Origin of the sequence: Bartonella vinsonii subsp. arupensis OK-94-513 (assembly GCF_000278235.1) — a bacterium.
GTDB classification, from domain to species: domain Bacteria; phylum Pseudomonadota; class Alphaproteobacteria; order Rhizobiales; family Rhizobiaceae; genus Bartonella; species Bartonella arupensis.
Map to the genome: position 1 here is coordinate 346,668 of NZ_JH725038.1, position 13,964 is coordinate 360,631.

At 37.5% G+C, this 13,964-nt stretch carries 11 protein-coding genes; 4 read left to right on the top strand and 7 right to left on the bottom strand.

What is annotated here, in order from left to right; translation table 11 throughout:
• Window positions 1–33: 33 nt before the first annotated feature.
• From rsmA to lptF, 6 genes are all read right to left on the bottom strand, one after another.
• Window positions 34–864, bottom strand: a complete 831-nt coding sequence (gene rsmA, locus ME1_RS06645) for a 16S rRNA (adenine(1518)-N(6)/adenine(1519)-N(6))-dimethyltransferase RsmA (RefSeq protein ID WP_004864827.1) — start codon at window positions 862–864, stop codon at window positions 34–36.
• Window positions 855–1,868, bottom strand: a complete 1,014-nt coding sequence (gene pdxA, locus ME1_RS06650) for a 4-hydroxythreonine-4-phosphate dehydrogenase PdxA (protein ID WP_004864828.1) — start codon at window positions 1,866–1,868, stop codon at window positions 855–857. The genes rsmA and pdxA overlap by 10 nt, the downstream gene beginning before the upstream one ends.
• The gene (locus tag ME1_RS06655) at window positions 1,868–2,824 is read right to left on the bottom strand and encodes a SurA N-terminal domain-containing protein (protein WP_004864830.1); all 957 of its coding nucleotides are present in this window, start codon (window positions 2,822–2,824) and stop codon (window positions 1,868–1,870) included. The genes pdxA and ME1_RS06655 overlap by 1 nt, the downstream gene beginning before the upstream one ends.
• Window positions 2,825–2,945: 121 nt before the next feature.
• Window positions 2,946–5,297 carry an LPS-assembly protein LptD gene (locus tag ME1_RS06660; RefSeq protein WP_004864832.1) on the bottom strand — a complete coding sequence of 784 codons (2,352 nt, stop codon included), beginning with the start codon at window positions 5,295–5,297 and terminating at the stop codon, window positions 2,946–2,948.
• A complete protein-coding gene (lptG, locus tag ME1_RS06665; RefSeq protein WP_004864834.1) occupies window positions 5,298–6,389 on the bottom strand; it encodes an LPS export ABC transporter permease LptG in 1,092 nt (363 codons plus the stop codon).
• Window positions 6,386–7,576, bottom strand: a complete 1,191-nt coding sequence (gene lptF / locus ME1_RS06670; protein ID WP_004864836.1) for an LPS export ABC transporter permease LptF — start codon at window positions 7,574–7,576, stop codon at window positions 6,386–6,388. The genes lptG and lptF overlap by 4 nt, the downstream gene beginning before the upstream one ends.
• Before the next feature lie 415 nt (window positions 7,577–7,991).
• Here lptF and ME1_RS06675 point away from each other — a divergent pair, with 415 nt between their 5' ends.
• From ME1_RS06675 to ME1_RS08295, 3 genes are read left to right on the top strand one after another with little or no spacing between them, the layout of a single operon-like run.
• A complete protein-coding gene (locus tag ME1_RS06675) occupies window positions 7,992–8,438 on the top strand; it encodes a DNA polymerase III subunit chi (protein ID WP_004864838.1) in 447 nt (148 codons plus the stop codon).
• A complete protein-coding gene (locus ME1_RS08140; RefSeq protein WP_004864840.1) occupies window positions 8,438–8,611 on the top strand; it encodes a hypothetical protein in 174 nt (57 codons plus the stop codon). Before ME1_RS06675 ends, ME1_RS08140 begins: the two co-directional genes overlap by 1 nt.
• Window positions 8,608–8,874, top strand: a complete 267-nt coding sequence (locus ME1_RS08295; protein WP_004864841.1) for a hypothetical protein — start codon at window positions 8,608–8,610, stop codon at window positions 8,872–8,874. Before ME1_RS08140 ends, ME1_RS08295 begins: the two co-directional genes overlap by 4 nt.
• On the opposite strand, the gene ME1_RS06685 is transcribed toward ME1_RS08295, so the two are convergent.
• Window positions 8,871–10,154 carry an MFS transporter gene (locus tag ME1_RS06685; protein ID WP_004864844.1) on the bottom strand — a complete coding sequence of 428 codons (1,284 nt, stop codon included), beginning with the start codon at window positions 10,152–10,154 and terminating at the stop codon, window positions 8,871–8,873. The two genes, ME1_RS08295 and ME1_RS06685, sit on opposite strands and share 4 nt — an antisense overlap.
• Window positions 10,155–10,738: 584 nt before the next feature.
• Between ME1_RS06685 and bafA the strand changes: the two genes are divergently transcribed.
• Window positions 10,739–13,964 (top strand): BafA family autotransporter (bafA, locus tag ME1_RS06690; RefSeq protein WP_004864845.1); only part of this gene is annotated, 3,226 nt, incomplete at its 3' end.

Sequence of the window (13,964 nt, forward strand, 5' to 3'; positions counted from 1 at the left end):
TTGAAAAAGAGTAATGAGAAAAAGTTACGCTTTTTAGATCAGTAAATTAGCTAAAGTCACAAATTCAGAAATTGAGAGCGTTTCTGCGCGACGTGTTCCATCAATTCCCGCTTTTTCTAAAAGTATTTCACCTCCGAGAGGTTTAAGATTTTGACGAAGCATTTTTCGTCTTTGTCCAAAAGCGGTTTTTGTAACAAAGCTTAATTTTTGTGCGGAACAGGTGAGAGGTTGTGTTCGTGGAATGATATGAACAACGGAAGACATTATTTTGGGTGCTGGTATAAAGGCTTGAGGAGGTACATCAAAAGCAATTTTAGCAATGGTACGCCATCCTGTTAAAACACTAAGGCGTCCATAGTGGGTGGATTGAGGTTTTGCTGTAATACGTTTGGCAACTTCTCGTTGAAACATTAATGTCATGGATTCATAAAAAGGAGGCCATGGTTCAGCCAACAACCAATTTAATAAAAGTTGTGTTCCAATGTTATAGGGAAGATTTGCAATAATGCGTGGTTTTTCTAAAGATTTTTCAAAAAGCTTCGAAAAATCTTGCTTTAATGCGTCATTACAAATAAGGTTCAGTTTTTGCGGATAGTGTTTTTCTATCTCTAAGAGAGCAGGTAGAAAGCGCTCATCATGCTCTATTGCTGTGACAATAGCTCCTTTTGCAAGCAAGGCACGTGTTAGACCTCCAGGACCTGGACCCACTTCAATAACAGGTTTTCCTTCTATATTTCCTGCTTGACGAGCAATTTTAGATGTTAAATTAAGATCAAAAAGAAAATTTTGGCCCAAGGATTTATGAGCTTGCAATCCATATATATCAATTACCTCACGTAGAGGAGGTAGATTATCTATTGGCATGGTATCAAACTATTTTCTGCAAGTTGATTTGCGAGTTTAAGGGCAGCAATAAAACTTTCGGGAGAGGCAATTCCTTTATCAGCAATATCAAAAGCAGTTCCATGATCTGGAGAAGTACGAATAAAAGGTAGTCCTAAAGTAATATTGACCGTAGTGTCAAAGTCTAATGTCTTAACAGGGATGAGGGCTTGATCATGATACATACAAAGAGCAACATCATATGTTTTTCTTGCACATTCATGGAACATTGTATCAGCAGGCAATGGACCTACAATATTAAGTCCTCTCTTTTTAAGATATTCAATAGCGGGAGTGATAATTTCAATATCTTCTTTCCCCATTGCACCTTCTTCTCCAGCGTGAGGATTAAGTCCAGCAACAGCAAGACGAGGTGAAGTTATTTTAAATCGTGTTCTTAAATCATGTTCAGTAATGAGTGCTGTTTGAATAATGACATTACGAGAAAGCTGTGTGGGAACTTCCTTGAAGGGAAGATGAACAGTAATTGGTACTGTTTTTAATCGAGGTCCTGATAACATCATAACCGGATGATAGCATTTATTAGAAGTTTTATGCGCTAAATCGGCTAAAAATTCTGTATGACCTGGAAATTTAAATCCAGCATCGTAAAGGTTTTTTTTTGCAATAGGACAAGTAACGAGCGCACACGCATGTCCACTGTCAATCAATCGGACACCACGTTTAATCGCTTCAATGATTCCAGCAGCATTATTGGGTGAAGGTAAGCCAATTTGAGTGCTTTGTCGGTTTTTTAACGGTATGATAGGGAGAGCAGTTTGGAAGTTTTGGGTAGGATTATTTGTTGAAACAGTTTCTACCTTAACATCGATCTTAAAAAAATGAGCACGCGAACGGATAACATCTGGATCAGCGAGCATAACAAAAGGTGGAACTTGACGCGTAATACGTAAATTCCACGCTTTGAGTGCTATTTCAGGACCAATACCGGCAGGATCACCACCACTAACAACAAGTGTAGCCATTATGAGTTTTGAATACGCGCGACTTTCCGCAATTCGTCTAAATATTTTTCGCTTAATTTTTCAAGTTCGTGTGGGCTTTTTTGCTTATTATCTTGAATGGAAAATATTAGTCGGGCTACGTAATCATCGGAAACTCTTTTTATTTTGCAGACAGCAACTGCTTCAATTCCGTCAGATGTTTCCTGAAATTTGGTCATTTTTCCGACAGGTGTCGCAAGGATAGCCTGTTCCCACGTGTTGGGAAGCTGGGGTTCGAGAAACTTCCCTAAGTTGCGAATGGTAACATCCAAGAGACCACTCGCTTGTTTTTGAGCGTTAGCACATCCTTGAAAATGTGCGCGAAAATTATTTGCTTCTCTCTGGCGTCTTTCAAAGATTTCTGAACGACGATGTGCAGGAATGACAAAAACAATTCGCTGCAGTGTATATTCATTGGTTGAAGGCTTCACACCACCATTTTTTAATATTCTTCGCACAGCTTCTTGTTCTGTAATCATGCCTGTTTCAGCTTGATAGCGCGCATTGACAAGACGGCCCCATCCTATTTGCCCACGGATGTAATCTTTAAAGTGTTGTACTGTGATATCATTTTGAGTCAGAATCTGGTTGAGTTGATCAATGGTCATATTATTTTGCGTTGCAAAGTTCTCGAAAGCACTCTCAACTTCATGATTGCTCACTTCAATATTACGGCGCTTTATTTCGATATTTTTGAGGACTTCATTGATAAGCTCATTTTTAGCTTGCGCAGCAAGATTGCCCTGCTTTTGTTGCAATTTGAGAAAAGCAACGCGCCTTTGTATATCGTAACTTGTGATAGGGTTGCCATTGACTGTAGTAACAATGGCAGTCTGTGCGAAGACCGGAGGAATTAAAAATTCACTCACCAGTATGTTGCCTGCACTCAAAGGTGCAATACAAAGTAAAGCAAAAATACGCTTTTTCAATTTATTCATGGAAATAGGCCTTCGCATTGTTTATCAATTCTTATCAACTGCCTAAAATATACGTTTTCTTTCATAAAAACAATGATAAGTTCAATTTCCTCTACATTCTCTTTATAAATTTTAGTTTATCTTATTTTCCAATATCTGCAATTGTGCGCAATGAAAGAGAGAAACTAAAGTTTTGCAAAGGTGTTTTTTTTCCTGGATCATTTACCTGCTGATAACCGAATGTTAGCCCGAAACATTCATCTGTATAATTTAAACTGATTCCGCGCTTTACGAATCTACCAGATACTAAGTCATAACCGGCATTGCTGTTGATAGACCAATAGTTAGCCAGCTTAAGACCAGTTTGAAAAAAAATCTCTTGGCGCTCTTGTGGATATTCATAGTCTGGTTGGTTTGCAATATAAACATATTGTATAGCCGCTCCAAAATTTTGCCATTTTTGTGATGCTTCAATTTCACTACGGTGAATTTTCCCTGTTTTTTTATCAAAACGCCCACGGGCTTCTAAAGAAAAACCACTTTTATGGTTTGCACCAAGCATTGCTACATAGTCTGAACGTGTTGCTTCGAGGCTAGAATGAATGCCTACATTAACAAAATCCCTTTCTGCAAAAGAATTTTTCCCTGTAAGATGAAAGGATTGTCCAAAAAGACCATAAAGAGACCAATTATTATTAAAACTTCCAGAATATCTTAAGCCTATATTGGCTCTTGTTCCACCTTCTACACGGTCATAACCAGAGAATTTATTACGTTGAAAGAGGGTGGTTGCATCAAAGATGAAACTCTGTGCATCTTCATTGGGGAGTTGTCCTATATATTGTTCATTATTGCGTACAAAAATTTGTGCGGTTGGTTCTATAATATGTGTAGAATTTCCTAACTTCATGAGGAGGGGGTAGCGTAATTCTAACCCAGCTGTTGCCATGCCACGAAATGCTGAGTTACGAAGAGTTAATGAGGAGCTATCTATTATAGGAGAAGTATCGTTTTCGTGCGCATTTGCTGTAATGATATCAGCCCGTAAAGAGAGAAGAGGGGTTAGGATGAGCCCATTACGCGTTTTGAAGCGTTTTTTCCATTCGAGTTCATTTGTTAAACGAAAACTATTTCCCGCCATACCAGAAAGCCTAGAAGTGTTGAGAGGATTTCCGTTCCAGTCGGTAGATCTGAAGTCAGAATACCGGCGATAAATCGATTGCATATTACTGTGAAAGGTAAGCATTCCAGTATAAATTGATTCATTTGTTGTGAAAGAATAATCAATGCGGGGGAGAACCCATGCTTGCCGAGAGTGGCGCTCATGATCGGCATCATTTAAGAGCAAATCTTGAACGTTGAAATGGTAAAAACGCATATCAAAGTGGTTTTTTCCTGCAAGACCATTCAAATAAAGCTGAGAAAGTTGTGTAGGATTGTTATAGTTTTCAAGTTTATAGGCACGACTAAAGTGCCGATCAGACTGTGCGAGAATGTCCCATCCATAGGTCCAGTGTGAATTAATACGAAAATCACCCTTTGTTGCTAGCATATAACGGTTTTTACGATGTGCATCAATTGTATCATTGTCAAAGCTATGTGGTTTCATTTGGTATATATGAGCAAAGCGAATGTTATAATTGCCTGTTTTAAAACGTTGACGCCATTCACCTTCGGTTAAAAGCCCTTGTTGCGTATAGATAGTAGCAGAAAGTGTAAAATCATAATGGCGGGCAAGATTCCAGAAGTAAGAATTTTTTATACCCATGCCGAGATAATCGCTATAAAAAAAATGAGGTGCAAGCAGACCGCTAGCACGTTTCACGGTTGGATCATGGAGTTCAAAAGTTGGAAACTGTAGAATCGGTACACCAAAAACTTCAAAACGACTTTTTTCAAATCGAATTTTTTTGGTACGATTATTCCATATAATCTTTCTTGCTTTAATCTTCCACAGCACTTCTCTATCTGGTTTGTAAGAGCAAGGTTCACAGGCTGTGTAGGAGGCATTATTGAAAGTTGTTATTTGATTGTTGTTTCGTGTAGCACTTTCTGCTGCAAAATGGACATTGTTGGCTGTATCAATACGTAATGCATTTACGAATCCTTCGCCGAAATCTTTAGTCATATCAATTTGATTAGAATAAATTTTATTCCCATCTTTTTGAACAATTTCAACATTTCCTTGCGCTATAATCCGTCCTGTTTTTTGATTATAGGTGACTTTTTGGGCAACAACTTTATTGCCATCATATTCGATTCGAACATTACCTTGTGCAGAGACAGTATTGTCATCACGATTGTAAATAAGTTCTTCGGCGGAGAGTGAAAGAGGACGTTCAGGATTTGAGATACGATTTTGAGCAAGAGAAGTAAGGTTTTTAGTGTATGCAAAATAGCATAAGGATAGAGTCAAAACAAAGGCAAGAACGCTTTTAAAGGCAAGTGCACTTAATTTTGTTAAAATTACTCTCTTACTTATTAATACTTTCACTTAGCCATCCTCTTTATGAAGAAGAAAAGAGATTCCCAAAAACAATGCAATAACAACTGGTGTCCAAGCTGCAATAATTGGGGGAATATATCCAGCATTACCAAAAGCCTGAACGAGTACAGAAATAACATAAAGCATGAATCCGGCTATTACGCCACCAAGAATCAACGTTCCAGATTGTCCAAAGCGGGTGAAGTTTAAAGATACAGTTGCTGCAATGAGAGTCATTGCCACAAGCAGTGCAGGCAATGCAATCAAAGATTGTAAATACATATCAAAATTATTGGCAGAATAGCCAAATGAGCGTGCAATCATAATTTTTTTTGGCAATTGGTAAAATGGGATAGTCGCGGGATTTACTAAACGTTCAGTTAAAAATTCGGGTTTTAGGTTGGTTTTTATTTGTAACGTAGTAAATTTTTCAGGAGGATGCCCTATTTTATAGATCGTTCCCATTGTTAACAGCCAAGCACCGTTTATCAATGTTGCCTTTTTAGTGTTAATCCAATTTTTGATTGTTGCATTATCGTTGTATTGTACAAAGGTTGCTTCAATAAGAGAAAGCCCTTGATCAGTGATAGATTTAGCACCAATGGTTGTTTTTCCTGAGTTTGTGTGTTGTGTAAACCATGGGATAGGTGTGTTATGAAGAGATGTGAGTACATTATTACTACGCCACTCAGTCATCATTTTTTCTGCTTGAGAAAATCCCCATGCTGCAAGTGGATTAATAAGCAGAATTGAAAATAATCCAAACAGAAAAGCTCCCAAGCAAGCAGGCATGAGAAATTGCCATGCAGAAACGCCAATTGAACGAGTTACTACAAGCTCAAGTTTTCTATTAAGGGAGATTAGCATCACCATTGCAGAAAAGAGTGCAATAAAGGGGATGAGTTGTTGCACAATAAAAGGGATGCGTAAAGCAGAGATAAGAAATGCATCTTTTGCTGTATAATGGGGTAGGTGAGATAGTCGACCAGAGTTTTCTGTAAAATCAATTAAAAAAGCAAGTATAAAAATACTCACAAAAAAATAAAAGGTTGTTTTGAAATAGCGTATAAAAAAATATCGCCCAAGCGTCCAGCCAATCATGATGTTTTATCCGAGGGATATCGAGATTTTCGATGTTTAAATTTGTTTATCAATTTTTGAAAAGCATTTTGAATAACCTCGTTAAGTTGTGTGGGGATACCTATTTTATGATTTGTTAAAAGCATGAAAAAGATAAGCGCACTCACTCCTATGGGTGTAATATAAAGCAAAGGAACATATGCAAGATCACTTTTTGCTTTTTCGGCAAAAAAATATCCTATCCAATACACTAATAAAGAAATGCTAATCGCAGAGAAGTTTGCAGAGTTACGTGCTTGTCGATATGAGCGTGTATCTCCTGCTGCTGCTAATGCAATGAGTGAGAAAACAATTGGATAGAGCCATTCTGTGAGTCTGCGATGAAACTCAGCTTTATAGTGGAGAGGTTTTCGTTGATAGTAAGGATCTTTCTGGTCAGGATTTAGTAAATAAGAAAGAGGACGATCTTTGGGGTAAAGTGTGGGGGCTTTATCGTTGGGGATGAATTCACTCAAGTTAAAGGTATACGAGCTGAATTGAACGATTGAAACGCTATTATTTTGATGATTGATCCTTTCTATTTCACCATTATTGAGAACTAAAAAATGGCCGTTTTTATTGCTTACAATTGATGCATTTGTGGCATAATAAAAAAGATCGGTTTTAGGATCACGTTGGTCGGCAATGAAAAGATGCTCAAGCGTTCCGTTTGGATTTCGTTCACCAATTTCTATGTAAAGGTTATTGGCAAGTTTTTGGAAACTGCCTTCACTAATGAAAAGATTAATAAGATCAAAATGGGCATTTGCGAGCATTTGTCGCATATTAAGTCGAGCTTGAGGAACAACAAAATTGGCTATAGAAAAGGAAGCACATGATGCAACAATTGCGAGAAGGAGAATGGGTTTCCAGACAGTATTTTTGGGGAAACCGGAGGCATTGATGATCGCGAGCTCTGAGTCTTGATTCATTGCTGAAAGGGTACTTGTAATTGCAATAACTAATGCAAAAGGAATGACAAGAAAAATAACCGAAGGGACCAATGAGAGTGAAAACTGCAAGAATGTGAGGAGTGTTTGTTTACTTGTGGTAAGAAAGTTTATCCGTGCAAGAATCTGTACTGTCCAACTGATACTGACTGCTGCAATCATGACAGCACTAAATAGGATAAAAACACGCTTCAGGATATATAACTCAATAATACGCATAAATTGAATAACATCCTCAGTCTTTAACGAAAGAGTAGATATTGTACACTGTCCTTGGATGAAAAATATAACCAAATTAAAAAATATTCTTATATATCGCGCATTTTTACAAAATAAAGAACATGAGGTCGTTAGCTAACTTCAATCCATTCTGCTATACATTATATTCTATTTTCAACGATAGTCCATAGAGAAGCGAGAAAACGAACTCAAATATTTTTTATAAACTTAGGAAATGATGATAGGTCTTTGTTCTTTCTATAATACAATTAAAAAAATAATACGCACAATCAAAACAAGAGGAAACGTTATATTTTTAACTATTTCTTTTTATACCGGAGATGATAGAAGCTTCTTCAAAAATCGTTGACTTTATTTATAAAATGCTATCGCTTTTAAGAGTGATGAGGGATCAATGGATATTCTGTTTTATCATTTGACGCAGTCAACGCTAGGAGATATTTTGCCAACGCTTGTAGAGCGTGCATTGGCGCGTTTTTGCAAGATAACCATACAATGTGTGAGTGAAGAGCAACGCGATGCTATAGATATGCGTCTATGGGTTTATGCTGATGAAGCCTTTATTGGACATGGGACTGAGTGTGATCCCTATCCAAGCTTTCAGCCTGTATTTCTGACCACAGGACAGGAAAATCCAAATGATTCAAAAATACGCTTTCTCTTAGAGGGGGCGGTTTGCTCAAATATTGATACTTATCAACGGCTTGTAGTGATATTTGATGGACAAAACGATCAGCAATTAAATCTTGTTCGCACACAGTGGAAAAAATATAAAATGGAAAAGCATAATTTAACTTATTGGCAACAGACTGAAGATCGCTGTTGGGAAAAACAGGCTTAATGCGTGTAACGTTTGTTATTTTGATTTTTATAGGATTGATAGGAATCATAAATCCTGCGTTCTTTATTGCGGAAGGATCGGGAGGAGGACGTTGGGTTTTTATTGTGATTTTTCTTTTAGGAGCATTCAAGATGTGGGCTGCAATCAAAAAAAATAAACGGTATGATGGATGAGCATCATTGACAGAATTTTACTTGTGTTATGGGCTGTGATATTAGCCTTTTTTTGCGTTTCGTTGGTAGGGACAACGCATATCCTGTCACGAATTTTTCCTATTGCTTATATTGGTAATGTTGCGGATATCTTGTTCTTTTTTCTGAGTGCATTGTTTGCTGGAATATTGTGGTGGAGTATACCGCAACCAATGTCTTTAAAAATGAAACTAGCGGCATTTTTGCCGCTAGCTCTCATTTTATTCTTCTTTACTATATTTTAGTTAGATATCTCGTCATCAGTAAATCCAACGAAGCAAATCAGTGAAATAAAGGAAGCAAGAAGTAAATAATAACCAATATAGGAAGCACCGAAATGCTGTACTAGATGTTCTGCTATATAAGGTGCAAGAGATGCTCCTACGATACCGGATAAGTTAAAAGTTATAGAAGAGCCAGTGTATCGAATTGCTGTTGGATATGGTGAAGCCAAAACAGCACCAAGAGGACTGTAGATCATTCCCATAATCGACAAACCAATGACAGACATTGCAAGAACTCCTGTAATTCCAGAATTTAAAAAATAAGGAATTGCAAAAGAATAGAGTCCAGTAATTATTGTGATCCAAATCATTAAAGTTCTACGTCTGATACGATCAGCGAGTTTTCCGGTTATAACAGTAAAAATGCCACAAAAAATAGCTCCGACGATTTCTACTTCAAGAGCCTGATAAAATGACAATTGTAAATAGTTTGTTGAATAACTTAACAAATATGCGGTGACCAAATAAAATAAAACAAACGTTGCCATGCCAGAAAATGTCCCCAGAAATAAGATTCGTGGACATTTTAAAAAGACCTCTAATATAGGGACTTTGACACGTTCTTTACGCTCAAGCGTTTTTTTGAATGCAACTGTTTCATTAATTGAAAGACGAACCCATAATCCTATGATCATAAGAACAACTGAACCAATAAAAGGAATCCGCCATCCCCATGCTAAAAGTTCATCATGATCAAGGAAGTGCAATAAACCCAAATAAACAATAATAGATGAGAATAAACCGATTGGAACGCCCAATTGAGGAAACATTGCATACCAGCCACGTTTTTCTGGTGGTGCATTTTCTGTTGCGAGTAGAACGGCTCCTCCCCATTCACCTCCTAATCCCATGCCTTGCCCGATACGGCACAAGGTTAAAAAGAAGGGCGCCCACCATCCAGCTGTTTCATAAGTAGGAAGGAAACCAATAATAACTGTCGACAGTCCCATCGTGAGAAGAGCAGCAATAAGCGTTGCTTTTCGTCCTATTTTATCTCCAAAATGTCCAAAGACAATAGATCCAAGGGGGCGTGCAAAAAAGGCTGCTCCAAAGATTAGGAAGGATTGTAAAATAGCAAGTTGATCATTTTGCGTTGGAAAAAATACATGAGGAAAGATGAGAGCTGCAGCTGTTGCAAAGACATAAAAATCAAAGAATTCAATTGTTGGGCCAATAAGGCTTGCAAACAAAATTCGTCGAGGAGAATTTCTTTTGCTTTGTATTTCTGAGTTTATAGACATGAATAGAATGTCCCTTTCAGTATTATGACAAATCAAATTACGATAACTTCATTTAATTATAAAATCGAATCAGTACCGAGTCGATATTATTACGCTTCTCATGTACGAGAACAATGACTATGGTATGATAAGCATGGATGATTGTACTGTATTTAACCGTATTCAATGCAATAAAAGCACCATTTTAAATGCCATAAAAGATGATAAGATATTTCCACAAACAACGTAATTTTATAAATTTTATTGTGCTGTTTCTTTTATAACAGACGCCATTTTGCCTGCTTAGGAAGCAATCTGATTTTCCAGATTATTGTTTAGTTTCACAAGAATATTCAAAAAATCTTTTTATGGATGCAATTAAAACACTTTTTAAGTGCACTATAAGTATTTTCACTGCTTGATTGTACATAAGTTTAAAAACACACACTGTAGTATTTGGTTGGTTAGAGCTTAGTGCATTGAATGCTTCGTGTATGGCGATTTGCTATCTTGAAAAACATGAGACAGCAACTGCGGCATGCTGTCTTTTCTGTGCACTTTTTCGAAATATGCAATTTTTTTATTAAGATCATGGAGTGCGGAGAATGCAACACAAATTGATATTGGGTTTTTGGGCATTGATGACCAGTAGTTTTGTTTTAAAAATTGCAAGTGCTGAGGGAGAAACTGTTTCAAGAGAGAGGCCATTGATGGCAGTATGTGTAAGCAAGAATCTAGAAGAAACAGGCAAAAATCTCGTCAGTGAAAATTTTATAATTAAGGATGGTCAAGTTGAGACTGTCGTGAAAGGAAAATTTTTAACTGATACTCTTATTGAGGAATATGGATTACAAAGTGTTGAGTATGGAGGACAAACACAAGATACTATAATCTGTGGTGGTGAACAAATTGTTTTAGGAGAGGGGAGTTCTGCTTATAACACTGAAATTCATGGTAAAGGCGAAACAGTGGGACAACAGAATGTGTATGATGATGGAGTTGCTTTCTTCGCAAATGTTATGAGTGGAGGAGAACAAAATCTCAGTACGTGGCTTGGAGATAAGGGGGGGGTAGCAGTAGATACAAAGGTTTATGCAGCTGGGGTGCAAAATGTTTTCACAGGAAGTAAGGCAAATACCGTTACTTTGGAAGATGGAGCTCTTCAAAGAGTCCATGCTGGTGGGTATGTGAACACTCTGATGATTAATAGCGGAGCCAATTCGTTGATTTATTCTGGTGCGATATTGGAAGGGGAAGTAAAGGTTAATGGCACTGGGAAACTTCACCTTTACGCTGGAGATAAGGGACAGCAAACGAAAGTAGAAGAAATTATTTTAAAGGGCAAAGAATCTCAATTACACTCTATTGCTACGGAAGTTGATGGATCAAGTTCTTTGATTGGAAAATTAAGTGGTGAGGGGAGCGTTATTTATACTTCTATTTCTACGGGTTCCACAGAGTTGAACCCATACTATTCTCTTCTTCATATTGATGATCTTTCGGGTAATATAGATTTCATTTTTAGAGCCAATTTTGCAGGGGGGCATGGTGATTACCTTTTTATTGAAAAGGGCACCGGCAACCATACAGTAAGTGTTATGGACGCTGGTACTGAAATTATCAATGCTTCTTTTTCTTCATTGGATTTAATTACTGATAAAAGTGGAGGCGCTTATTTTACTTTAAAAAACAATTTCGGGGAAAAAGCTGATGCTGTTGATGGTGGAGCTTATATGTATGACCTAAAGCAGAAAGATTACAACGGGGGGAAAATTTGGTATTTGGCGATCTCAGAAAAGCCTTCTACGTTCTTAATTATTCCGCCTCATACAATATTGCCTATCGCTGAAACTTTTGAAAATGAAAAAGATAAGACAGTTTCAAAAAATGCTATAGTCAGTTCTCATACAAGTGATTTCAGCGTTAGTGAGGATAAATTCGTTTTGCAGAACTTTCTGCTTAATGATGATCGTACAGTTTATATTTGGGATGATGGAGAGACAGAAGGGACTAAATTTTCCATTAATAATACGGTTGAGGGATCTGGAACACTCTATGTTGAAGCAGGTGGTTTTAGTGAGAATACGACCGTTGGGAATGGTGGTTCTGAGGTTGTCGCAGAACAAGGCATCTCAAAATCTACTATTGTTTATGAAGGGGGGCGACAAAGTGTAGAGGGGGGAGGAACAGCAATAGATACGGAAATCTATGGTGGAAACCAACTTGTTTTCGGAGAGGGTGATGTGAATGACGGAGTTGTAAGTAGTACTGCTTATAGCACCAAAATTTATGGTCAAGGTGATGCACTGGGACAACAGAGTGTGTATGATGATGGGGTAGTTTCAGACACAAAAATTATGAGAGGAGGAGTACAAAATCTTGCTAAATGGTTCGCAGATGATGATGATTTTGCACTAAAGAGTGGCGGTTTAGCAATGAATACTGAAATTTTTGAGGGTGGCATACAGCGTGTTTTAGCAGGAGGTGAAGCAGACATTGTCACGTTATATGATGGTGCTGTTCAAATAGTTCATGCTGGTGGATACGTGAAAAATTTGACAATTAATGGTGGAGCTAATTCGTGGATCTTTTCTGGTGCGATATTAGGAGAAAAAATAACCGTTAATAATTTGGGACAGCTCAATCTTTATGCCGGAGATGATAAATTTCGAACTACAGTAGAAGAGATCACCTTAAGTGGGGAAGAGTCTAAATTATATTCTATTGCCAACATTTCTGACGGAAGGAGCTCTTACATTCAAAATTTGAGTGGTGCAGGGAAGGTTATTTTTGCTTCTGCCGATTCTCATTTATACTATTCTCAATTTTATATTGATAATCTTTCAGGGAGCTTGCATTTTAATTTTAATGTCAGCCTTGCAGAAGGAAAAGGAGATTACCTCTTTATTAACAATGGTTCAGGATATCATACAATAAGTGTTAAAGACTCAGGTCTTGAAATTACCGATCCTTCTTCAAAAAGTCTTGATATCATTGTTGATAAAAGCGGAAGAGCGAATTTTACTCTGCAAAACTTTTCTGGTGCAAATGTTAAAGCTCTTGATGGTGGAACCTATATATATGGTTTGAAACAGAGAGAGGGGGATGATGAAGATGAAAAAATTTGGTATTTGGCTGCAGTTTACATTGACAATATACCACGGGGGAGGAGAACTCCCAGACATTTAAGCCATAATCAAACGGTTTCTTTTCTTTCAACTATTCCAGCACTAAGAGATCAAGCTCCTGAGGTGGTACGTTCCGCAGATCAGCATCATTTTTCTGAAGAGCGGGAGCAGTCTGTTGTTTCTGCAAATGCTCAATCTTTTACAGATCAGATACTGTTACGTCCAAGTAATAAAAATAAACTTTCTTCACAGTTAAGTGAAGAGCTGTTAGTTTCTGATTTTTTAACCACTCCCTCTACGGATGCGGTGTTGTCACTGTCCGTTACACCAGCACTTGTTTTTAAGAATGAGTTGCAAACTGTGCGTGCGGGGAGAGGAATTCTAGAGAGAAATAAAAAAACTTCTGCTCTTTGGACATATGCAATCAAGAGTAAAGAAAATGTTTCCGCAGATCATATAGATTTTAAGCTTGAACAGACGGGGATTATATTAGGGATTGGTGGTTTAAATGAATTGGCACATGGAGAGTTTTCTATTGGTGGTTTTGGCAGTTATGATAAAGCACGTGTTACACATGCACGAGGTGGTGTGAGTAACATAAATACCTATGGCATAGGAGCTTATGCAACTTATTTTGACCATAGCGGATGGTATTTGGATAGTGTATTAAAATACAATCATTATCAAAATACTTTGAATGCTG

Excerpts from the sequence above, each read along its gene's own strand:
- ME1_RS06685 (WP_004864844.1), bottom strand. The coding sequence starts at position 10,154 with ATGTCTATAAACTCAGAAATACAAAGCAAAAGAAATTCTCCTCGACGA.
- lptF (WP_004864836.1), bottom strand. The coding sequence starts at position 7,576 with ATGCGTATTATTGAGTTATATATCCTGAAGCGTGTTTTTATCCTATTT.
- ME1_RS08140 (WP_004864840.1), top strand. The coding sequence starts at position 8,438 with ATGCGTGTAACGTTTGTTATTTTGATTTTTATAGGATTGATAGGAATC.
- ME1_RS08295 (WP_004864841.1), top strand. The coding sequence starts at position 8,608 with ATGAGCATCATTGACAGAATTTTACTTGTGTTATGGGCTGTGATATTA.
- rsmA (WP_004864827.1), bottom strand. The coding sequence starts at position 864 with ATGCCAATAGATAATCTACCTCCTCTACGTGAGGTAATTGATATATAT.
- pdxA (WP_004864828.1), bottom strand. The coding sequence starts at position 1,868 with ATGGCTACACTTGTTGTTAGTGGTGGTGATCCTGCCGGTATTGGTCCT.
- ME1_RS06655 (WP_004864830.1), bottom strand. The coding sequence starts at position 2,824 with ATGAATAAATTGAAAAAGCGTATTTTTGCTTTACTTTGTATTGCACCT.
- lptG (WP_004864834.1), bottom strand. The coding sequence starts at position 6,389 with ATGATTGGCTGGACGCTTGGGCGATATTTTTTTATACGCTATTTCAAA.
- ME1_RS06675 (WP_004864838.1), top strand. The coding sequence starts at position 7,992 with ATGGATATTCTGTTTTATCATTTGACGCAGTCAACGCTAGGAGATATT.